The sequence below is a fragment of the Chryseobacterium soldanellicola genome, assembly GCF_900100115.1.
In the GTDB taxonomy this organism is placed as follows: domain Bacteria; phylum Bacteroidota; class Bacteroidia; order Flavobacteriales; family Weeksellaceae; genus Chryseobacterium; species Chryseobacterium soldanellicola.
In genome coordinates, this window is sequence record NZ_FNKL01000004.1 from 914,639 (window position 1) to 938,187 (window position 23,549).

At 35.6% G+C, this 23,549-nt stretch carries 22 protein-coding genes; 11 read left to right on the plus strand and 11 right to left on the minus strand.

All coding sequences use genetic code 11. From position 1 onward, the window contains the following. The first annotated feature begins 114 nt into the window (after nt 1-114). The 6 genes from BLT04_RS18335 to BLT04_RS18360 all read left to right on the plus strand — a co-directional run bounded on the left by BLT04_RS18335 (nt 115) and on the right by BLT04_RS18360 (nt 7,204). A complete protein-coding gene (locus BLT04_RS18335) occupies nt 115-1,080 on the plus strand; it encodes a D-2-hydroxyacid dehydrogenase (RefSeq protein ID WP_089757231.1) in 966 nt (321 codons plus the stop codon). Nucleotides 1,081-1,083: 3 nt separating this feature from the next. Then, a complete protein-coding gene (locus BLT04_RS18340; protein ID WP_089757232.1) occupies nt 1,084-2,328 on the plus strand; it encodes a DUF1015 domain-containing protein in 1,245 nt (414 codons plus the stop codon). A gap of 56 nt (nt 2,329-2,384) precedes the next feature. After that, on the plus strand, nt 2,385-3,791 hold the full coding sequence (locus tag BLT04_RS18345; protein WP_089757233.1) for a M28 family peptidase: 1,407 nt from the start codon (nt 2,385-2,387) through the stop codon (nt 3,789-3,791). Between the two features lie 3 nt (nt 3,792-3,794). Continuing rightward, nucleotides 3,795-5,150, plus strand: a complete 1,356-nt coding sequence (locus tag BLT04_RS18350) for a M20/M25/M40 family metallo-hydrolase (protein WP_089757234.1) — start codon at nt 3,795-3,797, stop codon at nt 5,148-5,150. 1,053 nt (nt 5,151-6,203) lie between these two features. Continuing rightward, nucleotides 6,204-6,938, plus strand: coding sequence for a DUF6261 family protein (locus BLT04_RS18355; protein WP_089757235.1), 735 nt, complete (start codon nt 6,204-6,206; stop codon nt 6,936-6,938). 8 nt (nt 6,939-6,946) lie between these two features. After that, nucleotides 6,947-7,204, plus strand: a complete 258-nt coding sequence (locus tag BLT04_RS18360) for a hypothetical protein (protein ID WP_139166280.1) — start codon at nt 6,947-6,949, stop codon at nt 7,202-7,204. Nucleotides 7,205-7,271: 67 nt separating this feature from the next. Here BLT04_RS18360 and BLT04_RS18365 read toward each other — a convergent pair whose 3' ends face one another. From BLT04_RS18365 to BLT04_RS18390, 6 genes are all read right to left on the minus strand, one after another. Further along, complete coding sequence (locus tag BLT04_RS18365; protein ID WP_089757237.1) at nt 7,272-8,435, minus strand: retropepsin-like aspartic protease; 1,164 nt, start codon at nt 8,433-8,435, stop codon at nt 7,272-7,274. Nucleotides 8,436-8,514: 79 nt separating this feature from the next. Then, entirely contained in the window at nt 8,515-9,453 is a 939-nt protein-coding gene (gene cap12 / locus BLT04_RS18370; protein WP_089757238.1) for a CBASS system CD-NTase-associated NAD(+) hydrolase Cap12, read from the minus strand. Nucleotides 9,454-9,461: 8 nt separating this feature from the next. After that, on the minus strand, nt 9,462-10,484 hold the full coding sequence (locus BLT04_RS18375; protein WP_089757239.1) for a nucleotidyltransferase family protein: 1,023 nt from the start codon (nt 10,482-10,484) through the stop codon (nt 9,462-9,464). Nucleotides 10,485-10,650: 166 nt separating this feature from the next. Then, on the minus strand, nt 10,651-11,688 hold the full coding sequence (locus BLT04_RS18380; protein WP_228422001.1) for a peptidylprolyl isomerase: 1,038 nt from the start codon (nt 11,686-11,688) through the stop codon (nt 10,651-10,653). Nucleotides 11,689-11,769: 81 nt separating this feature from the next. Beyond that, entirely contained in the window at nt 11,770-12,282 is a 513-nt protein-coding gene (locus tag BLT04_RS18385) for an FKBP-type peptidyl-prolyl cis-trans isomerase (protein ID WP_089757240.1), read from the minus strand. Nucleotides 12,283-12,797: 515 nt separating this feature from the next. Next, nucleotides 12,798-13,868 (minus strand): branched-chain amino acid aminotransferase, encoded by a 1,071-nt coding sequence (locus BLT04_RS18390; RefSeq protein WP_089757241.1) that lies wholly within the window; start codon nt 13,866-13,868, stop codon nt 12,798-12,800. An 84-nt stretch (nt 13,869-13,952) separates the two neighbouring features. Between BLT04_RS18390 and mnmD the strand changes: the two genes are divergently transcribed. Both mnmD and BLT04_RS18400 read left to right on the plus strand, forming a co-directional pair. Beyond that, on the plus strand, nt 13,953-14,627 hold the full coding sequence (mnmD, locus tag BLT04_RS18395) for a tRNA (5-methylaminomethyl-2-thiouridine)(34)-methyltransferase MnmC2 (RefSeq protein WP_089757334.1): 675 nt from the start codon (nt 13,953-13,955) through the stop codon (nt 14,625-14,627). 58 nt (nt 14,628-14,685) lie between these two features. Further along, nucleotides 14,686-15,102, plus strand: a complete 417-nt coding sequence (locus tag BLT04_RS18400; RefSeq protein ID WP_089757242.1) for an NUDIX hydrolase — start codon at nt 14,686-14,688, stop codon at nt 15,100-15,102. Between the two features lie 32 nt (nt 15,103-15,134). Here BLT04_RS18400 and BLT04_RS18405 read toward each other — a convergent pair whose 3' ends face one another. Continuing rightward, nucleotides 15,135-15,839 (minus strand): DUF4294 domain-containing protein, encoded by a 705-nt coding sequence (locus BLT04_RS18405; protein ID WP_089757243.1) that lies wholly within the window; start codon nt 15,837-15,839, stop codon nt 15,135-15,137. Nucleotides 15,840-15,890: 51 nt separating this feature from the next. On the opposite strand from BLT04_RS18405, the gene chrP reads away from it, so the two are divergent. Then, nucleotides 15,891-16,967: a chryseobasin maturation metalloprotease ChrP gene (chrP, locus tag BLT04_RS18410; protein WP_089757244.1), complete on the plus strand. Its 1,077-nt coding sequence runs from the start codon at nt 15,891-15,893 to the stop codon at nt 16,965-16,967. Between the two features lie 84 nt (nt 16,968-17,051). After that, nucleotides 17,052-17,702: a ribulose-phosphate 3-epimerase gene (gene rpe / locus BLT04_RS18415; protein WP_089757245.1), complete on the plus strand. Its 651-nt coding sequence runs from the start codon at nt 17,052-17,054 to the stop codon at nt 17,700-17,702. Nucleotides 17,703-17,920: 218 nt separating this feature from the next. On the opposite strand, the gene chrI is transcribed toward rpe, so the two are convergent. Beyond that, on the minus strand, nt 17,921-18,406 hold the full coding sequence (chrI, locus tag BLT04_RS18420) for a chryseobasin maturation helper ChrI (RefSeq protein WP_089757335.1): 486 nt from the start codon (nt 18,404-18,406) through the stop codon (nt 17,921-17,923). A 191-nt stretch (nt 18,407-18,597) separates the two neighbouring features. On the opposite strand from chrI, the gene BLT04_RS18425 reads away from it, so the two are divergent. Then, entirely contained in the window at nt 18,598-20,433 is a 1,836-nt protein-coding gene (locus tag BLT04_RS18425; protein ID WP_089757246.1) for an alpha-L-fucosidase, read from the plus strand. 85 nt (nt 20,434-20,518) lie between these two features. On the opposite strand, the gene BLT04_RS18430 is transcribed toward BLT04_RS18425, so the two are convergent. The 3 genes from BLT04_RS18430 to BLT04_RS18440 form a co-directional block, all read right to left on the minus strand. Beyond that, on the minus strand, nt 20,519-20,935 hold the full coding sequence (locus BLT04_RS18430; protein ID WP_050380425.1) for a nucleoside-diphosphate kinase: 417 nt from the start codon (nt 20,933-20,935) through the stop codon (nt 20,519-20,521). 313 nt (nt 20,936-21,248) lie between these two features. Beyond that, on the minus strand, nt 21,249-22,175 hold the full coding sequence (gene rsgA / locus BLT04_RS18435; RefSeq protein ID WP_089757247.1) for a ribosome small subunit-dependent GTPase A: 927 nt from the start codon (nt 22,173-22,175) through the stop codon (nt 21,249-21,251). 141 nt (nt 22,176-22,316) lie between these two features. Beyond that, nucleotides 22,317-23,396: a chorismate mutase gene (locus tag BLT04_RS18440; protein ID WP_089757248.1), complete on the minus strand. Its 1,080-nt coding sequence runs from the start codon at nt 23,394-23,396 to the stop codon at nt 22,317-22,319. Nucleotides 23,397-23,549: the final 153 nt, after the last annotated feature.

Below are 23,549 nucleotides of genomic sequence, written 5' to 3' on the forward strand. Positions count from 1 at the left end.
TTAAAATTCAAAGATTTAAGGATTATTTATCATTAATTAAATTTTCTTAATTTGCGCAACTATTTAATTTTTAAATATTGCAATCTTTAAAATTTTAAATTAAATAAAAAAACCATGAAAGTTTTAGCAAACGACGGAATTTCGAAAGCTGGAGAACAGGCATTAAAAAATGCCGGAATTGAAGTGTTGGACAACAAAGTTGCACAGGACCATGTGATCAATTTCATCAATGAAAACAACGTAGATATACTTCTCGTAAGAAGCGCTACGAAAGTAAGAAAAGATATGATTGATGCTTGTCCAAGCCTTAAAATCATCGGAAGAGGTGGTATCGGTATGGACAATATCGATGTTGAATATGCAAAAAGTAAAGGAATTAAAGTAATTAATACCCCTACAGCATCTTCAAAATCGGTTGCAGAGCTGGTTTTCGGGCATTTCTTTTCACTGGCGAGATTCCTTCATGAATCGAACAGATTGATGCCTTTGGAAGGAGAAACTCATTTCAATGCCATGAAAAAATCGTTCAGCAATGCGTACGAGCTTTCAGGGAAGACGTTAGGAGTTATTGGTTTTGGAAGTATTGGTCAGGAAGTTATAAAAATCGGGATTTCTTTAGGAATGAAGGTTAAAGTTTTAACAAGAAAACCTGCAACGGAAGTTTTGACATTAAGTTTTTTTGACGGCCAGTCAGTGAACTTTGAAATTACTTCTACCAACAATACGGATGAGTTTCTTAAGGAAGCAGATTTCATCAGTATCAATACGCCGAAGACCAACGAATATATCATAGACACGCCTCAGTTTGAAAAGATGAAAGACGGAGTTTATATTGTAAATACTGCACGAGGCGGCGTTATCAATGAAGTAGCACTGATCGATTTTATTGAATCAGGAAAAGTTGCAGGAGCAGCACTGGATGTTTTTGAAAACGAACCAACTCCGGAACTGCCTTTATTGATGAATCCTGCGCTATCTCTATCCCCACACGTTGGCGGAAATACGGTAGATGCCCAGGAAAAAATCGGCGTCGAATTAGCAGAACAGATTATTAAGCTACAAAAAGAAACTATACAATAAAATATGCCTGTTTTTAAACCTTTCCGTGGAATAAGACCTCATAAAGACTTCGAGAGCACCTTCCCTACTCATCCGCTGGATAATTTTACCCAGGAAGAAATAGCGGAGAAAGCCCAAGTTGAAAATACTTACATCAACATGATAAAACCTTATGTTGTAAGTAAATCTAAAGATATTGATAGGAATTTAAGGAAAATCCGATCGACATTTGAAGAGCTGGTTGAAGAGAAAAAACTCATTCAGGACAGCTCGGCCTATTATCTTTATGAGCAGATTTATCCCAGCAAACAGGTTTTCAGAGGCCTTTTAGGATTAGCGAGCATCGAAGATTTCTGGAACGGCAAAATTAAAAGACACGAGAGCACAATTCCTCAGAAAAAGGAAAAGCTGGCTCATTATCTTGATAAGGTAAATCTACAGGCAGAACCTGTTTTATTGACCTATCCCGCCAATTCCAAGATTGAATTGCTGATGAATCATGAAGAAAAAAATGTTCCGATTTTCAATCATGTGGATACAAAAGGAATCAGACACAAAATCTGGAGGATTGATAACCGTCTGAAACTGCAACAGTTTAAAGAAGTAATCGATCAGATCGATGCATTTTATATTGCGGACGGCCACCACAGGATTGGTTCCACAGCGCTTAATGCAAAGCTTCATAAAGACAAAAACAAAAGACATAACGGTACGGAAGCTTATAATTTTGTGTACAGTTTCATCGTTTCCAACCAGTCGATTAAAATTCATGATTACAACAGGATTTTAACTGATCTTAATGGTGTTCCAGCTGAAGATTTTTTAAAGCAGCTTGAAAAATATTTCCTTATTCACGAAAAAGGAGAAGCACCTTATTTTCCTTCGCAGAAATTCCATATGTCAATGTATATGGACGGTAAATTTTACTCTCTTCACGTAAAGCACGACCTTCGCTCTCAGGAAATGTCTTTAGACAATCTTGACCACCATCTTTTAGATAAATATATTTTTAAAGATATTTTAAAAATTGAAGATCCGGACAGCTCAGATAAGATTTCTTATGTAAAAGGAACTTCCAACATCGAAGGGATTAATCTGTTAAAAGAAAAAGTAGACAATGGTGAAGGAAGAGTCGGTTTTGGAATATATCCTGTCAGTTTTAATGATATGATTAAAATTTCTGATTTAAAACTGAGCATGCCTCCAAAATGTACATTTATTGAGCCCAAATTGGTTACAGCCTTATTAATGTACGATATGAAACCTTAATTTATTCCTATATTTTCCCTACTTTTATCAGCGGAAAAAGAAAAGGTAAATAAAAAATGAAAAAAATATTCATTATAATTCCACTCTTTTTGAGTGGATTTTTATTTTCTCAAAAAAAACCTCAGAAAAAAACGGTAAAAAAGACAAACGTTTCGGCAAAATTCAACTATCATGATGAATTTAAAAAGATTTCAGACGAAATCATGACCAATGGAACCGCATACGACAATCTCGGACAATTAACTAAAGGGGTCGGACCGCGTTTCAGCGGAACTCCCGGCTATGCAAAGGCTGTTGAATGGGCAGAAAAGAAGTTTAAAGAGATCGGAATAGAAATGATCTGGAGACAGGAAGCAAAAGCTCCGGTATGGATCAGAGGAAAAGAATCTTTACAGATAAAAACAGCAAACGGAGACTGGAGAAACATCAGAATGCTATCTTTCGGAAATTCGGAAGGTACAGACGGAAAAGATCTCACCGGCGAAATTGTCTTAATCAATACTACTTCTGAGCTTAATGCTTTATCTGTGGGACAGTTAAAAGACAAAATTGTTTTCGTCAATGTTCCCATGGATCCGAAAATTATTAACACCAGTGATGCTTACTTAATTGCAGCAAAATCAAAATTGATTTCTGCTTCTGTCATCGCTAAAACAGGAGCAAAAGCTTTAATTATAAGATCATTAACAACAGCTAATGACGATGTTCCTCATGCAAAAATGATTTATTACGAACCGGATGATAAAGTAAAAATTCCTGCCTTATCAATCGGAGTAAGATCTGCTGACGAACTGGAAAAATTAGTAAAAAAACAAAAAGTCACTGCTAAAATAAATATGACCGCCGAATCAAAAGGCGACACCACCAATCCGAATATCATTGCTGAGATTCAAGGAAAAAAAGACTCTAAAGTGATTGTGTTAGGAGCTCAGCTGGATTCCTGGGATTTTGGAGAAGGTGCGATTGATGACGGGACTGGAGTGGTTCAATGTATTGAAGTTTTAAGAACCTTAAAAGCGCTTGGCTTTGAAAATAATCATACGATCAGAGTTGTTTTGTACGCCAACAGTGAAAACGGCGGACAAGGGCGAGAAATGTATGCGGCTTATGTTAAAAAGAAAGATGAGAGACATGTTTTCGCTTTAGGAACGGATGCGGGAGGCTATTCTCCACGCGGTTTTTCACTGGATATGTCCCCACAAAGGAGAAAACAGATTTTTGAATGGAAAAATTATTTCCTGCCGTACGGTATTTATGATTTTGATCAGACGGAAGCCATTCAGGATATTTCGCCTTTAAAAAAGTTGGATATTCCTTTGGCAGAGCTGGTTGTAGACACTCAACGATATTTTGATTATCACCATTCTACGGAAGATACTTTCGATAAAGTGAATAAAAGAGAGCTTCTTTTAGGCGCCGTTGCCATGACACAGCTTATTTTCATGATCGATAAAAACTGGTAAAAAATGAAAAAGATAGTAGCAACATCATTATTACTTTTTAGTTTGCCGGCTTTTGGTCAGGCTAAAGAAGATTCCATACAATTCAGTAAAATTTCTACGGAAATATTAAATAAAGGTAAATCTTACACCGAATTAAGAGATTTAACTAAAAACATCGGTCACCGTTTAAGCGGTTCCGAAGCGTATAAAAAGTCCGTGAAATGGGCAGAGCAAAAACTTCGCGATGCAGGTGCAGATAAGGTCTGGTTTCAGGAAGTAATGATTCCCGTTTGGGAAAGAGGAAAAGAATCTCTACAGATCAAAATTTCCGACGGAAAATGGAAAAACCTGAAAATGCTTTCTCTGGGAAACTCTGAAGGAACAGGCGGAAAAGACGTTTCAGGAGAAATTATCATGGTAAAATCAATGGAAGAATACGAAAAGCTTCCTGCCGAAAAGGTAAAAGACAAAATAGTTTTCTTCAACTATCCTTTTAATCAGTCTTATATTCAGACATTTAAAGGATATAGCGATGCAGCCAAATATCGGGTGAATGCTGCTTCATTAACCGCAAAAAAAGGCGGAAAGGTTGCTATTATCCGGTCGCTTTCTTCTGCGTTTGATGATGTTCCTCACACAGGAGCAATGCGTTATGAAAACGATCAGAAAATCCCTGCCGTAGCTATTGGAAATACCACAGCAGACGAATTGGAAAGGTTATTACAATCACAAAAAATCACCGCAAAGCTCAACTCCAGCTGTGGAATGAAAGGTGAAAAACTTTCACATTCCGTTATCGGGGAAATTACGGGTAAAAAAGATAAAAATGTCATTCTTGTCGGCGGACATCTCGATTCTTGGGATGTCGGGGAAGGCGCGCATGATGACGGAACGGGAATTGTGCAGAGCATTGAAGTCTTAAGAACCTTCAAAAATCTTGGCATTAAAAACAATCATACCATACGAGTTGTATGTTTTGCGAATGAAGAAAACGGCGTAAAAGGTGGCATACAATATGGAAAAACAGTAAGAGACAACAACGAAAAACATCTTTTCGCCATAGAAACCGATGCCGGAGGTTTTACGCCCAGAGGGGTCTCCTTAGAAATGGACGACCAGAAAAGAAATCAGATCAAAAGCTGGAAACCTCTGTTCGAGCCTTACGGAGCGACCGATTTTGAAGGCAGATATTCTGGGACGGATATTTATCCGCTTCATGATATGGGCGTTCCAACAGCTGAATTAGTTCCCGATTCCCAACGATATTTCGACATTCATCACACGGAAGAGGATACTTTTGAAAAAGTGAACCGCCGAGAATTACTGCTCGGTGCCACAGTAATAACACAGCTTATTTATATGATTGATAAGAACTGGTAAGATAATGAAACCGCCTTTTAGGGGCGGTTTTTGTTTTTTTAAATACTTGAGTATAATTTATCAGGAGCTTTTTCCGGCTATCCACTCATACTCCTCACGCCAACGCAATCCCACACCGAAACCTCACCATTTCCACTTCTAGTTGCGGGGTACCCGTTGCTATCCGGGCTAGGAAAGTGAATCGTCAATAAATGATTGTTAATTTAGATGAAGCTTGAGAAATTAACCATTAACATTCACTCCGTTAAAAACCATCCCGTCAAAATTCTTTTAGAATTTTCGCCACCTTCCGAAGAAGGGGAATTTTTCGCCGCACATACTGAGGTCATTGCGAGGAGCGCAGCGACGAAGCAATCTCATTGTTTACTTAGTTTTTTAAATGATTAATGTTTTAACTGTTTAGATCCTTTCAGGATGACAAAGTGTGCGCTTATTGTGCGGTTAGCTTGGTTTCCTATTTGTTTTTAGAGATTGCTTCGTCGCTCCTGAACTGCGTTCGCAGACCTTCAGTCTGTTCGCAATGACAGAAATATATCGCTAATACATTCTTGAGATCCTTTAACTAAGTCGAACCTAAAGGTTTCAGGATGACAAACCGGGTATTGAATCTTTTGTGATATATTGAGATGACAACTGCTCCCCTAGCCCCGATTGGAGCATGTGTTTGAGCTCATTTTGAGGATTTCGGCGGCGGCTTTGCCGCCGCCGAAATCCTCAAAATAGCGAGTGCGGAAAGCGGGATTAAGCTCCTGAAAAATACAGGTTTTCTTCGTCGGGTTTTCCGATAGTGAGCTTTCTTTTAATTTCTCATCACGGGGATTTCCGACAGGCTCATCTTATTCTGATTCTCTTCGCCGGAGTTTCCGGTGGCGTAGGAAAGTTTTGATTTAGTCCGTCGGGAATTCCGGTATTGTAAACCGGTAATGTGTATCACCGGAAGCGGTTTATATGATAGATATCTATAATGATTTACTAATTACTACAGAAAATAGATAATTGGCATAAAATTAGCTACATACAACTTTGAAAAAAAATTCTTAAAAACACACTTCGATGAAGAAATTAATAACTTTGGACCTTTCAAGGCTCCATCATGCTGAATTTGGGCAGTTTATTGTCCGCTTTTTTGAAGACTTCGGCAGCTCAACCTTAAACGCCAATACGGATTCTGATTTTAAGAGAATGTCTGATGCTATTCAGGCTCAGATCCCGATGTTCAACAGCGCGCTTGATCAGGTAAGAGCGAGTGAAGAGTCATTAAAAATTGCTGATGCAGACGCGATTCGTGATGCCGATCTACAGGCATTGAGAGATGCTATAAAGCCTTACAGAAACGCCAAAACCCAAATCGAAAGAGATGCTTATACTGCCATAAAGCTGCTATTGAATGAGTATAAAAATGTGCAATATGCCTCTTTTGAAGAAGAAACAAACAAGCTGAATATGCTTGTCGATCAATTACTCTCTTCAGAATACAGCTTCCATGTTTCTGTATTGAGTATCGTGAAATTCGCCAATCATCTGTCGGATTCCAATACGGCATTCAACACTGCTTTTGCAAAGCGTTCTTACGAGACATCGCAAAAGCAAACGTATGATGTAAAGGCATTGAGGAGAAATCTCAGTCACGATTATAAACAGATGGCCAACTACATCGCAAGCTTAGCCAACGTAAAAAGTGATACTTTTTACACCGATGTATTAGCAATTCTGAACAACGGAAGGGCCTATTTGTCGGGCATCGTTCTGTCAAGAAGAAATGGCAATAAAAAAGAAATTAACAATTAAAATAATTCATGATGAAGAATTTAATGAATATGATGTTTAAGAATCAAGAAGATTCTATGAAAATGAAAGTATGGAGTATTATTTTATTAATTGGATTTGCACTTTTCTCTGTGCTGATATTCGTATCGAAAATCACATTTAATAACCTGATGATTTATCTTGTCGCTTTTGTGGCGTATGTAGGTTTCAGCCTGTTTTTCATCAGTTCTCTGAACGGTGATCACAGCTCATTTGAGATGAGAAAGAGAATGAACAGACACTCATAACTTCAATTATAATTTTACGAAAAAAACGCTCTTTCAGGGCGGTTTTATATTTTGAAAGGTTCTTGAATTATTTTAAGTATTCTCTTTTATCTAGTTTAACATCCAGAATATTTCCGTTTCTTTTTAATTTGACGTTGATGCTTGTTGCATTTTCCTCTACCCTGTTGATCATATAGTTACATGCAGATTCTGTGTTGAGATGATCAAGATTTACATTGTTTATGCTTATAATGGAATCATCAATTTTCACCGGAAAATCATTCTCCTGAAAGACCAGAACCACGACAGGCTTGTTATCTACAAAACGATATCCGAAGCCGAAAGATTCCAGTTTTGGAGGATCGTTTTTGATGCGCTTCATGTAGATTTTATTATTCGCCCAGTCTAACACAAAAATAAAGTTTTTGAAGAAATCATTTCCGATAAGGCTTGAATTTCCGGTTGTGATCATTTCATTCTGGAAAATCTGATTGCCTAAAGATAATTCAGCGGTTCTAAAAATATATCCTTTCGTAGGTTTTCCCGTGCCATAGGCTCCTACAGAAGTCGATCCGTACGTTTCTACGAACTTTTTTACTTTTTGAGAATCGAAATTATTGTCGGTTACTTTCATTCTTCCTGAAAATCCGGTATCAAAGGTAAGCTCAACTTTATTATTTAAAACCTTGGTTTCTACGATAGGCGTTTTCTGTGCCCTTGCCTCAAACGGAATGGTCACATCGTAGCCATTTAAATCAAATTTTGAAAGGTCTTTTGTAGCTTCCAGTGAATTTTCAGAATAATTAATCCTCCAGAAAAGTTTAGCCATTTGATTGGCTCCGAGGATTCCGTCGACTTTGAAGCAGTTCATTTCGGCAACATTAAAATCCATTACAATTACTCCAATATTTTTGAAAACTACATTATCAACCACCATTTCCGGAAGTTCCGTAAAGATCTGCGACTGTTTATTTTCCTGCGAATCTTTTACTTTTTTCTTATGCTTTTTCTCCAAACCAAGTTCTGTATAAACAGCCGTGGAAATAACCGTCGGAGCTCCTGTATCAAACAAAAAATTGTATTCTTTCCCATTGATATTGACTTTCACATACGGTATATTATTGGAAAAGTTCAAATTAATTTTCTCAACCGGATTTTTGAGTTGCGCCTCACCTCCTTCAAAGAATTTTTTTCCTTGCGCGGAAAAGGAAAGTGCTGAAAACATCAAGAAACAGTACAGGAGTTTTTTCATTGGAGAATTTTGAACTAAAGTAGGGAATTTTTGTGGTTTTTGGAAATGGGAAACCGTCCTCACAAAAGGACGGTTTGGATTACATTTCTTGTTCTTTTACAATTTCTATAAACGAATCAAAGCCATCTCTTAAAGCTAGTTTCTTTAAAGTGTAGATAAATCTTTCAAATTCTCTTTGAATAATTGAATCATAATCTGGACTCATTTTATTAAAATCATTTGGCAATAAGTTCGAAATGGCATAGTTTATTCCAGAAAGAACTGTTGGAAAATCAATTATAAATACCTTATTATCGTTTATTATAGCTTCAACTTCTATATTTCTTGGTCTTCCTGCATAATCAAAACTTAATTTTTTCAAAGAAAACTTTCTTTTTATATTCTGAAATTGAAGATTTACATCAGTTGTAAGCCTTTCAGGTATTATTATTTTCAGTTTACATTCTTTATATTTTGTTCCTTCATCATCTAATCCATCATTATTAACTAAATGAGTACATGTCGGTTTTATAAAATTTTCAAAATAAACTGAAGCCAATGTAGATGAAGGAAAAAAGTTAATATCTGAATCTTGTTGGCTTTTAAACAAATCTCCAATTTGCCTTATTGATTCATGAAAGGACTTTATGTCATTTTTTTTAAATCGTGCAAGGGAAATTCCTTTAATATCAGATAAAACTCTAATATCTTCATCAATAATAAAAGCACAATTGTTAAGTCCCAATCGTCCTATAAATAATCCTAATTCAAAAATCACATTATCTCTAGGCTGCAAATAGTCTTTTCCTCTAACTTCAACTTTATCATCTTGGGTTCCCAATAAAATACCAAAATCATATTGTAAACTTGCTTTAATTAAATCATTAAGATAATTATTATTTAATTTAAAAACAGCATTATCCCATAATTTTTCATTCCAGATGGTAACTTCAAAGTCCCTTTCTAATATCATTTTAGCAGCCTCTGCTAAATGTAATTCCTCTGACGAGGAGCCTATAAAAATTCTTTTTTTTCTCATTATAATATTTATGAATAAATTAATTCCCCTTTTTCAAAATATGAATTATAAAGCTCTTTACTTACATCTTCAATCAATTCATCTAAATCTTTTTTCAAGTTCCTCATTTCTGAAACACAATCATCTGTTAATGGATTTTCTGTTCCATTTGGACTCTTTATACTTTTCCTTAATTCAGAGTTGTTTATCAGGTTTAATAATTGATTTGATATTACTTTAGCTATTTGAACTTCTTTTCCTGAATGATAATAAAGTAAATTATCTTCTATTGAATGAACAATAGTAGTTAAATCAAAACTACTCAGTTTTATTTCTTCTAAAGAATCAGCCTTTAAAGTTTTTAATAATCTAATTGCCTTTCTAGAGCCATCGTTTGTAGTCTCTCCCTTAGCATTAACTTGACTGATATGTGCAAAAGGAAAATCCGAAATCTTTTCATTTTCAATAAAATCATACAAATAAATTCCTCGATAATACTCATTTTGTGTTTCTATATAATCTTGAGTATGATACCAAAAACAAAAAACTATATCTACTTTTCTATTTAGTGATTTATTAAAAATAGAAATATTTTTTCTTCCTGTTTTATCTACTTCATCATAAATATTTGACATAATATTTTCTGATTGTTTTCTTAAGTCTTTAATATCATCAGTATGATCAGTATCTGTATAAGGATTATTAATAGGTACATTTGGTCCGTTAAAATGATATTTATTAATGATTACTAATAAATCAAAATCGCTATGCACCTTTATATTAGTTCCAGTAACAACAGAGCCCTGTGTTCTGTACGCTCTATCAAAATGTAAGTTAAAATTTCCTTCTAAATGTTTCTGTACTCTATTAGCAGCATCATAGGTTCTTTCATTATATTTTGAATCTATTTTACTCATGGATTCATATAAATATTTTATATTCTTAGGAATTTTATCATTACTAAAAGATTTCGAAATAACTGATTCATTCAGTTCATTATCATATCTTCTTGATTGTAGATTACTTAATCTTCTCTCATAATTTAATGGCATATCTTATCTAAATTTTAATTAAACATTGTATAATTTTCAAATCTAGCTAATGTAACATATTACTTCATTACGGGAATCCGTATTTCTACGTAATTTTCAATCACTTACCATCAGAAAACAAAAAAGCCATCCTTTCGGACGGCTTCCAATTTTATAAAAATTTCGATTAATGTACTTTTACAAGCTCAACATCGAAAACTAACCATGCGTTTGGTGGGATCACTCCACCTGCACCTCTTTCTCCGTAACCCATTGCTGGTGGAATCAATAAAGTAGCAGTTTCACCTTCTTTTAATAAAAGGATACCTTCGTCCCATCCTTTGATTACTCTACCCATCCCGATTGGAATATCGATAGGCTCGTTTCTGTCGAATGAAGAATCAAATTTAGTTCCGTCAATTAACTTTCCAGCGTAGTGTACAGATACATTGTCACCAGATTTTGGAGCTTTTCCGTCAGTTGTTTTTGTGATTTTGTAGTAAAGACCGGATTCAGTTTTTTGCATTCCTGCTTTCTGATCTTCAACCATTTTCAACTGATTGGCGGCAAATTCCTCTTCTTTTTTCTTTTTTTCAGCTTCTTCTTTAGCGATGAATGCTTTATTGTTTTCTGCGATCTTCGCTTTTCCTTCCGTGAAAGTTTTTGCAGGATCGTAGTTTTTGTACTCGTCACCTTTGCTGAAAACAGAAACTTTTTCTAGAACGATATCTGTTTTGGGTTTGTCCTGAGCTCCTTTTTCTACGTTTGCGATCGCATCGATCACATCATCACCTTTTACTACTTTTCCGAAGATCGTGTGTCTTCCGTCTAACCAGGGAGTAGCCACTTCTGTGATGAAAAACTGAGAACCGTTGGTGTTTGGTCCTGAATTCGCCATAGAAAGGATTCCTTTTCCTGTATGCTTAAGGTCGTTTTTTTCGTCCTCGAATTTATATCCAGGATCTCCCATTCCCGTTCCCTGAGGATCTCCTCCCTGGATCATGAAATCTTTAATCACCCTGTGGAAAATCGTTCCATCATAAAAAGGAACTCCCTTAGCCTTAGCTTTGTTATCGATTTTACCTTCTGCAAGACCAACAAAATTAGCCACAGTTACCGGTGCTTTTTTATCTTCCAGCTTTACGATCAGATTACCTTTTGTCGTTTGAAGATTAGCATAAAGTCCGTCATTAAGACCTTCGTAAGTTTCTTTGTCTACGTTCATTTTTTTATAAATTGGTGTACAACTCATCAGCGAGATACTTGCCGCTGCCAGAATTATATTCTTGTTAAACAATTTCATTTATTATAGCGCTTTTAATTTTATGATTAATGGGATGTCGTTATCTATTTTTTTCTCGTCTCCATAAGTACCGTACGCCAAAGAAGATGGAACTAAAAGCGTAACTTCCTCACCATCATGTATAAAACGCAAAGCATTTTCTACAGCTTTCAATTCATCAAAGTGTCCGAATTTTGCGTCTCTTCTTTCGAAAGGCGCATCGTAAATTTTCGTCTGGTCAAAATCATATAATTCGTAAGAGTACGAAATCAGCGTATTGTCCTGTCTTCTTTCCCTTTTATCGAAATTCTCGGCATTCGTCCAGTAATTAAGCTGTGTAGGATAGAATTTCACTGGTTGCGCATTGATCCAATCCTGCATATGTTTCCTTTCAATAATATTGAGGTTTTTCATCCTCTCTTTAGAAACATCAAGGTCGTTTTTACTCAAAACACCGCCTACAGGAGGATGTGCCTGTTGCGAATTTCTATTACAGCTCATTAAGCTTATCACCGATATGAAGAGTATTTTTTTCATAAACTTTTGCGAAAATACGCATTTCGGGAATCATTACAAAACTTGTGTAACATTGAATTAAAAGTTTTCTCATTTTCTCTGTCACCTGAGCGCGAAGCAGTTGAAAAATCTTATCAAATTGTTATTTTTTACCAGGTCTATTTAATTGAAGCTTTTTGACTCCGTCGAATTGTATTTTTATTGTTTTTTAAGGAGCAATTTGATTACATCGAAAAGCTATTTTATTTTTTTTATTTGAAGCTTTTTCCAGCTTTCCGCACTCGCTATTTTTTTAGTTTAGGCTGCGGCGGCTTCGCCGCCGCAGCCTAAACTAAAAAAATGAGCTCAAACAATTGCTGCAATCTGGGCTAGGATATTTGTCGTTTTTTTTAATATTTCCAAAGCGATTGTGTAAAAAGTGATGTTGAGATTTATCATTTCACATCGTTTCTTTCAGGATGACAAACGCGAACCTATAATCATAAAACAAAAAAAGCCAGGAAAAACCTGGCTTTATATCAATTTTTTACGTTAAATTAAACTGTTTCCATAACGTGATCTACCAAAACCCTCCATCCGAAAGGATCTTCCGTAACGTTATTTTGAATGTTTACCAGATCATTTTTAAGCGTTGCAGCATAGCTTTCTTCATCTGAAAGTGTCGGCAGCTGTAATTTCTCACCCTGATATCCTAATGCCTGGAAAACGGTAGTCACAACTGCTGTTCCTACTCCCCAAACTTCTTTTAAAGTTCCGTTTTTCTGAGCTTCGATAACTGTTTTTACAGGGATTGGCTCCACTTTTACTTCGATTCCTCTTCTTTTTGCCAATTGAATGAAGCTGTCTCTTGTAACCCCGTCAAGAATTTTTTCAGAGGTTGGCGGAGTGAAAATCGTATCGTTGATTCTTACGAAAACATTCATTGTTCCACTTTCCTCGAAATATTCGTGAGTCGCGTCATCCGTCCAGATAATTTGCTCATATCCTTCTTCGATTGCTAATTGAGTCGGGTAAAAAGATGCGGCATAATTTCCTGCTGCTTTTGCAGAACCTACACCTCCGTTTGCCGCTCTCGAATAGTGGTCGGAGATTTTTACTGAAACTGGCTCTGTATAATAGCTTTTCGCCGGTGTAGCAACGATTGCAAACATATATTTATTAGCAACTCTTGCTTTTAATGCTTCTTCTGTAGCGAAGATCAATGGTCTGATATATAAAGATAAACCTTCTCCGTAAGGAATCCAGTCTCTGTCAAGATCAACTAAAGCTTTCAACCCGTCAAGGAACATTTCCTCAGTCACTTCCGGCATTGCAAGACGTGCAGCAGATTTATTGATACGTTCAAAATTCTTTTCAGGCCTGAAAAGGAAAACTTGACCATCCTTGTCCTTATAGGCTTTCATACCTTCAAAACAAGCTTGCCCGTAATTCACCCCCATCATCGCAGGAGTAAATGCCAACGGACCGTAAGGAACTACTTTTACATCCCCCCATTTTCCGTCCTCATACTCGCATATTACCATATGATCAATGAAAGTATTTCCGAATGAAAAATCGCTTGGGTCGAATGTAGAAATTCTGGAGTTTTCAGTTTTTTGAATTATCATTTCTAAAATTTTTTATGATGTTCTACAAATTTAACATAATTTTCTAAATATAAAAATTTTACGTTAAATTTGACAAAAAAAAGCGTGAAAAGAGAAATTAAGACCACAAACGACGGTAGTAAAACATTGTTTATCAATGACTTAAATGAAAACTACCATTCTCACCACGGAGCGCTCCAGGAAGCAGAACACGTGTTTATCAAAAATGGATTAAATTTAATAAATGATTACGAAATTAATATTTTAGAACTCGGTTTTGGAACAGGTTTGAATGTTTTGGTTACAATTAATGAATATTTAAAAACTGACAAAAATCATATCATTAACTATTTTTCACTGGAAAAATATCCCATAAATGAATCTGAAATTAAAGATTTAGCCTATTTTGACCTTTTTGATAACCCCGAATTTAAAAATATTTATCAAAAAATTCATCAATCAGATTGGGGTAAATCGGTTGAAATTATTAATGGATTTAACTTAAAAAAGATAGAATGTGACTTCTTTAACCTGAAAGACATTGAGTTACCAAAAATCAACCTTGTCTATTACGACTGTTTCGGAGCAAGAGTGCAGCCTGATTTATGGGAAAAGCCGCTGTTTGAAATGGTTTCCGACAAGATGAATATTAACGGGCTATTAACAACTTACTCATCCAAAGGAAGTGTCAGAAGAATCCTTCAGGAGCTAAATTTCAAAGTAGAAAAGAAACAGGGACCGCCGGGGAAAAGGGAAATGATCAATGCGGTAAAGCTTTAATAGTTTAACTTATAACTTTTAACAATTTTTCTTACATTAGCTATACAAAATATTATTTATGATCGATAAGATAAACATCAGAGTTTATGCTTGTGCTGTAAAAGACAAAAAAGTTTTAACATTGTTTGAAGAATACGCCGGCGAGCCATTAATGAAATTTCCGGGTGGCGGGCTGGAATTCGGTGAAGGATTGATCGAATGCCTACACAGAGAATTCGATGAAGAATTAAATGTAAAAATCGAAATTGTAGAACATTTTTATACTCAGGAAGAATTTCTCGTTTCGCGGTTCAGAGAAAACGAACAATTGCTTACCATATATTATATAGTAAATATCGTCAATGAAGAAGATTTTCTGATCCTCGATCCGTGCATTGAAAAAACGGAATGGCTTGAGATCGACAGACCCGATAATCCGTTTCCCTTGCCTATTGACAAAATTGTTTTCGATAAACTAAAAGAAAAATTCCTGTAAAGCTTACAGGAATTTTCATTTCTAATTTTATATTACTTTGGTATTTTAAACTGATTGGCTCCCGGATAAGGCTGTAGATAACCAGAATTCCAGTTGGATTGCAGAAGCGATTCCAGAAACTCATCGGTTCTGTTTTTATGAGGGTTATATTGATCTTTTAAATCAATATCTGCCATTTTTCCTTTTACATTCCACCAGAATGCACTCCATCCGCCTCTTAATTCTTTAATGATCTCATAGACATTTTTTCCGGTCGCCCTGTTCATTAATTTGGCAAAAACCTGTCCTTCAGTAGTCGTTAAATCTCTTAATTGCTTTTCATATTGGTCTGCCAGCATATTTTGCCTGTCCTTAACATATTTCCTTTTGGCTTTGCTGTCAAGATCCGTCATTTCTTTCTGAATGTCTCTGTATTGCTGTAAAGCGGTTAAAAATAACGGATAAACCCTATATAATTTTTTATTTAGAAAATAATAATAATTCCGGTCTAACTGATTGTTGAATTTAGGTTTGTTTAGTAATACCAACTCATCCATCACAACGACTGTTTCCCCGTTTATTTCATAGATTCTGGCTTTCTGTCTTTCGTCGTAATAATATTTATTTCCAAATTCATCTACTTTTAGTAGCTCTGCAGGATATTGGCTTAAGGGTTTTGCAATCACAGAATCCTTTTGCGCAAAAACGCAGACACCAAAAAAGAGGAGAAAAAGGCAGACAATCTTACTAAAATTCATTATTTTTACGCGTATTACAGTAAAAATTAAACGCAAAAATCATTCCTTTTTATGAAATTTGAGAAGAAATCTTTAAAATTTTTGGAAAAATATTTAAACACTTCATCACCAACAGGTTACGAACACAAAGGTCAGGAAGTCTGGATGGACTATATCAGACCTTATGTTGATAAAATTGAAGTAGATCATTATGGAACTTGCTATGGTATAATCAATCCCGATGCCGAATTTAAAGTAGTGATTGAAGCTCATGCCGATGAAATTTCGTGGTACGTTAATTATATTACAGACGATGGATTGATCTACGTTATCAGAAATGGAGGCTCAGATCAGACGATCGCGCCGTCAAAAGTCGTTCATATTCATGGGGAAAAAGGTATTGTGAAAGGTGTATTCGGATGGCCCGCCATTCATACAAGAGGTGCGAATCAAAACGAACCCATTCCAAAAATCGAAAATATCTTCATCGATTGCGGGGCAACGACAAAAAAAGAAGTTGAAGAAATGGGAATTTATGTAGGTTGCATGATCACTTATCCTGATGAATTCTTTGAATTGAATGACCGCTATTTCGTTTGCAGAGCTTTAGACAACAGAATCGGCGGCTTTATGATCGCGGAAGTCGCAAGACTTTTAAAGGAGAGCAAAAAGACGATTCCGTTTGGTTTATATATCACCAATTCCGTTCAGGAAGAGGTTGGTTTGTACGGAGCCGATATGATTGCAGATACGATCAAGCCAAACATCGCAATTGTAACAGACGTTACCCACGACACGACAACTCCAATGATCGAAAAGAAAAAAGAAGGCGACCAAAAATGTGGCGACGGGCCGGTAGTTTTCTTTGCGCCAAGCATTCATCATGTGATCAGAGAATTAATCATTGATACTGCAAAAAACAATAAAATTCCTTTCCAAAGAGCAGCGGCAAGCAGAGCAACAGGCACAGATACAGATGCTTTCGCCCACTCCAACGGCGGTGTTCCAAGTGCTTTAATTTCCTTACCTTTGCGCTATATGCACACAACGGTAGAAATGGTTTCTAAAGAAGATGTAGGAAATGTAATTAAGCTGATCTATGAAACTCTTTTGAAAATTCAGCCGGAAATGAAATTGAAATATCATTAAGAAAGAAGTTAGAAATTAGATTCTAGAAGTTAGTTTTAATCTAACCTCTAATTTCTAACTTCTAAAATCTAAATATAAGTAAAAATGAAAACGAAGCTTATTGCTCCTTCCCTTTTATCTGCAGACTTTGGGAATCTGCAAAGAGACATTGAAATGTTAAACAACTCTCAGGCTGACTGGTTCCATGTGGATGTGATGGACGGGAGATTTGTACCCAACATTTCATTCGGTTTTCCGGTAATGAAAACTGTTCAGCAGCACGCCAAAAAGTTTGTTGATGTGCATTTGATGATCGTTGAGCCCGAAAAATATGTTGAAGAATTCATCAATCACGGGGCAGATCTGGTTTCTGTACATTATGAAGCCTGCACTCATCTTCACAGAACGATTCATCATATCCAGAGCTTAGGGGCAAAGGCAGGGGTTGTTTTAAATCCTTCCACACCGGTTTTAATGCTGGAAGATATCATTGCTGATGTAGATTTGGTACTGTTAATGAGCGTAAACCCAGGTTTTGGAGGCCAAAAATTCATTGAAAATACCTATAAAAAAATCGCTGAAACAAAAGATTTAATTTTAAGCAATAACTCTACCGCTTTAATTCAAATTGACGGTGGTGTAAACCTTGACAATGCTGCAAAGCTTTTCGAAGCCGGAGCAGACGTTCTTGTTGCAGGAAATGCTGTTTTCTCGGCAGAAAGCCCTGAAAGAACAATTGAGCTTTTGAAAATTTAATTTCAAATCTATTTAAATAAATAAAAGGCAGCCAAATTGGTTGCCTTTTCTCATTGAGAAATTTGAGCTTCGATGGTTATTAGTTTCTGTCCTGAGGACTTTGCATTAAACTTTATATTTTTAATGCGCTGTAAAGATGCAAATAAATTATATACAAAGCATCCGTAAAAACACTGAATTTTATTTTAAGTATTTCTACTTACTATTAAAATTATTCATTATTCAATTTTATTCCAGATGCAGGCGCAAACGGCTGATATTATTGTTATTAAAGAAAAAACGGTTCTGATATTGTTAAGAAAATTCCATTTGCTTTCGAAAGCTTCACGCATTTTCCTGATATTTTCTGTTGTTGAATTAACAATATCAAATTGATCCAATTGATCATTTAACGGAACATTTCCAAACATTGTTACCCCAAAAACCCCGATCAGATAAGCAATTGATGCCAAAAGAAGAAAAACAAAAACCGGGCCTTGTGACCGAAAAAGAAAGGCGGAAACAGGAAGCAGAATTGCTGTTCCCATAAAGCTTATAAAAAAGACCGGATTAAGGATTTCCCGGTTAATTGACTGCATGGATTTCAGATATTCAACATCGGATAATTTTCCTAACCCTAAAACCACAGAACAGGAATAAGCATAAAAAAGTCCGGCTATCAAAGCAGTTAACGTAGCCGTGATGATTAAAATAATTGTCGTCATTTTCATCTATTTTATCTTTATGATTTAAATACTATTGAAAAATAAAAATAATACATTAAAAGAATAATAATACCGAATATATTTAATTAGTGAAATGAATATTTGATTTATTTTCATCATCATTGAATTATTATTGATGAAAACAAGGTTTTACAGCTCGCATTGATTATTTTAGCGGCCAAACAATAAAAATGAAAGGAAAAATTGTTGCAGCCTCTTTTATAAGCTTACTATTTACTTCAAATATAAAAGCACAAAACAGCCCCGATGATAAAAAAATGGAATGGTTTCATGATGCTAAACTGGGAATCTTTATTCACTGGGGAATTTATTCTGTTGACGGAATCCCGGAATCATGGTCTTTTTTTAATAATTATATCAATCATGAAAGGTATATGAAGCAGCTGAATGGCTTTTCCGCTTCAAAATATCAACCGGGCGAATGGGTAAAGCTCATCAAAGATTCAGGAGCCAAATATGCAGTCATTACTTCAAAACATCACGACGGCGTTGCTCTTTGGAATTCAAAAGCGGAAAAAGCAACAACAATTCCTAAAAATTCTTTAGCTAAAAAAGATGTTCTTACCCCTTTTGTTTCCGAGCTTAAAAAAGCGGGATTAAAAACCGGTATCTACTACTCTCTTCCCGACTGGAGCCATCCTTATTATGACATCAATACCAGGGTAAAAAAGCGGTATGAAATTAAAGATGATCCTAAACGCTGGCAAAGTTTTGTAACCTATTATCAATCTCAATTAAATGAAATCTCAACGCAATATCAACCCGATCTTTTATGGTTTGACGGAGATTGGGAACATTCTTCGGAAGAATGGCAGGCACCGAAAACATTAGAAAATTTAAGAAAATACAACCCGGATATCATTATTAATTCAAGATTAAATGATCACGGGGATTATGAAACTCCGGAGCAGGGAATTCCGGTTATAAATCCGGATAATAAATATTGGGAATTATGCTACACGATAAACGATGCCTGGGGATATCAGCCTTATGACCGAAATTATAAAACTCCGAATATGATTATCAGAACCCTGGTTGACGTCATCAATATGGGTGGCAATTTACTGCTGGATATTGGGCCGAAATCTGATGGAACAATTCCCCAGGAACAAGTTGAAATTTTAAAAAGCCTCGCAAGGTGGACTTCAAAATATCCTGATGCCATCTACGGAACAAGCACAGGTTTACCTTTTGAAAATTATAAAGGAAAATCTTCGATTTCTAAAGACGGTAAAAAATTATTTCTTTTTTTAGAAGAAGCAAAAGATTTCACAAAAATTTATGGATTAGGTTATCCGCCAAAATCAGCAAAAATCATCGGAGATAATATTGGAAAAGTCAATTTCAAAGAAGATAATTCCGGAAATTTGACTTTAAATTTTTTAAATGTTAATTTCGATCAGGATGTTACTGTTGTTGAGCTTGATTTTAATGAAAAAGTAAGCACAAAAGCCATTAACAAAGAAAAATATTCCTTATCTCAAGTTCTTGAAAACAAAAGTACAAAATCTGCGGTCTATGAAATTGCCGATCAATTGCATGAAGGAAATAATATTTTTGTAAATTCAGGATTGACAGGCGATGGTTTGGATATGAAAATCGCTGAAACACCGAAAACAAACCCCGAAACCCTAAACTGGATCAGTAAAAATGCAGATGCGCTTTTTGAGACAGAAAAAGGTCTGCCAAATGGCCATTTCTCAGGAATGAGCGTGATTTCGAAGGATAAACAAACAATTTATCTTTTTGTGGAAGGTACACCAACCGGTCCCGTTGCTTTAAAAGGAATTAAAAATGAAATTGCCAGAATCCGTATTGTCGGAGATGGTTCTCTTCTCAGTCATAAAGTTTATAATAAATTATATTGGAGCTCTACGCCCGGAATTATTTATATTGATGTTCCAGCAGAAAGGCTCGACAAAAATATGACCGTAATTGCTGTTTTGCTGGATAAACCTCTTGAATTACAAAGAAAAAAAGTTGGCACCATTGAAAACAATCTATAAACCAGACAAATAACAGGACAGTATGGCACATAAAAAGCAAAAATCCGGAAAATTTTCCGGATTTTTTTATTTTGATAAATTTTAATTAAAAAATTTCTCTGCCTGAAAAATGAAATTGAGCTTCGATAAGAGCATTCTCATCAGAATCAGAACCGTGAACTGCATTCTCTCCGATGCTTCTTGCAAACATCTTTCTGATTGTTCCTTCAGCAGCTTCAGCCGGGTTTGTAGCTCCGATCAAAGTTCTGAAATCTTCAACGGCATTGTCTTTTTCAAGAACAGCAGCAACGATTGGCCCTGAGCTCATGAAATCAACTAATTCCCCATAGAAAGGTCTTTCAGCGTGTACTTCATAGAATTTTTTTGCATCAGCTACAGTAAGTTGAGTTAATTTTAAAGCTTTGATCTTAAATCCTCCTTCTGAAATCTTACCTAATATAGCACCGATATGTCCGTCAGCAACAGCATCAGGCTTAATCATAGTGAATGTAATGTTAGACATAAATGTATATTTTTTTAATGGCGCAAAATTACAAAAAATATATTTGATTTTAATTTAATTTTTTTTTAACATAAAAATAACTTTTATTAAGAAATTATGAACCAAACTTTGGCACAGTAATTGTTTATTCTATTGCGATTCTCATGTTTAATTTGAGTTTTCATGGTTATTAGTTTTTACCCAGCTTCGGCTGGGTTTTTTATTGATCGATGTTTCCCGAATTCTGTTCCTAATTCGAACATTATTAAATAGTTAAACTCCTGTTTAATTATTTTAAACAAGATATATTGCGGTTTGTTAATATAAAATTGAATTATATTTTAGACAATTCTTCGGCTTCTTCCATCAGCTTTATATAAGTAGAATATCTGGAATGTTGAATTTCGCCGGTCTCTAAAGAATCAAGAACGGCACATTTAGGCTCGTTGATGTGAAGACAATTATGAAACTTGCACTCTTTTCTCTTTCTGAAAATCTCCGGAAAATAATGCTGTACTTCTTCTTTTTGAATATCAATCATGGCAAATTCACGAACTCCGGGAGTATCGATTACATTTCCTCCAAAATCCCAGAAATGCATCTGAGCGAATGTTGTTGTATGCTTTCCTTTTAAATGGGTATCTGAAATTTCAGAAGTTTTTAAGTTTAAGCCCGGCTGTAAAGCATTTACCAAAGTAGATTTTCCACATCCGGAATGCCCGAAAAATACGGAAGTTTTATCTTTAAGGATTTCCTGTAAATCTTCTAAATTAAGTTTTGAATATGATGAAATTTCCAGGCTATTATACCCGATTTCCTGATAAAGAAATTCAATATCTTTTACAAGTTCTATTTCTTCATCATGCAAAACATCCATCTTATTGAATAATATTAATGGTTCAATATTGTAAGCTTCACAACACGCCAAAAACCGGTCGAGGAAGCCAAGTGACGTTTCAGGATGTTTGAGGGTAAAAATAAAGCATGCCAGATCAATATTAGATGCAATGATGTGTGCTTCTTTCGAAAGGTTGACGGATTTTCTGATCAGGTAATTTCTACGCGGATCGATTTTTGTGATCCATGCAATATCATCCTGTTCCAGTTGAAATTCCACAAAATCCCCTACAGCAAGCGGATTGGTAAGCCTGGTTTTAATTAATTTAAATTTTCCCCTGATCCTGGCCTCAAAAATCCTTCCGGTTTCTGTTTCCAAAACCTGATACCAACTTCCTGTAGATTTAATGATTTTCCCTTTCATATATTAAGATGGTGCAAATATAAGCAATTAGGATTAGGTTTGAGTGTTTTAGGGTTTGAGAGTTTGAGAGTTTAGAATAGCGGATTTTATATTACGCGAATAAACTCTCAAACTCTCAAACCCTAAAACTTTACAACTCAATTACCTGTCAATCATAATGCTATTCTGCACTTCAATAGATTCTTCATGGATCGCTTTGAAAACTTTCTCAATAAAATCCTGAGACAATCCCGTTTCTTTGGCTTTTTGAATCGCATATTCCGTGATCACTCTCCAACGTTCAGGCTGGAAAATCGCGATGTCATTCTCTTTTTTAAGCTTACCGATTTTCTCAGAAATTTTCATTCTTTGAGAAAGAAGCTCGATCAATTGGAAATCCAGATCAGAAATTAAAGTTCTGTGTCTTCCCATTTCGCCCTCAAAGCCGGCTAAGCCTGTATTTCTTACTTTTAAATTGCTTATTAATTCAGCCAGAACTTCAGGTGTAATTTGCTGTGCCGCATCACTCCATGCTTCATCGGGATTACTATGCGTTTCGATGATAGCTCCCTGATAACCAACGTTTAGAGCCTCCTGAGTAATATCGGCCAAACCGATTCTGTTTCCGCAGATGTGGGAAGGATCGATCAGCATCGGAATATTCGGGAACTGACTTTTAAAATCCAAAGCGATCTGCCAGTTCGGGTTGTTTCTGTATTTCGTTTTTTGGTATGTTGAAAAACCTCTGTGAATTACACCTAAATTTTTAATATCCTGTCCTACAAGCCTTTCCAGAGCGCCAATCCATAAAGATAAGTCCGGATTTACAGGATTTTTTACAAAAACAGGCTTATTTGTTCCTTTTAAAGCAACTGCAATTTCCTGAACTGTAAAAGGATTTACCGTAGAACGCGCGCCGATCCAGAGAATATCAACGTCAGCTTCCAAAGCCGCAAAAACGTGGTGGGCATTGGCAACTTCTGTCGCAGTTTTGAAGCCGTATTCTTCTTTTACTTTCTTTAGCCAGTTTAAACCGATAACGCCTACGCCTTCAAATCCGTTGGGTTTTGTACGGGGCTTCCAGATTCCTGCACGAAAAATCGGAACCTGTGCGTTTGTTTCTCTGATTCTTCTTGCGGTTTCCAACATTTGGGCTTCACTTTCCGCGCTGCATGGTCCTGCGATCATCAATGGTTGAGAAAACTCATTGATCCAATCGTTGTTCAGGTCTTTTAAATTCATATTGTTAATTTATTATATTCTTATTAAAAAAATTTACACCAATAGTTATTTGATTATAAAATTACTTTATAATTCCTTTCAAAAAAATGCCGTTAAAAAAATTTAGTGGGAGTAGGAATTTTGAATAGAAAATCAATTATTCCAATATTTTTT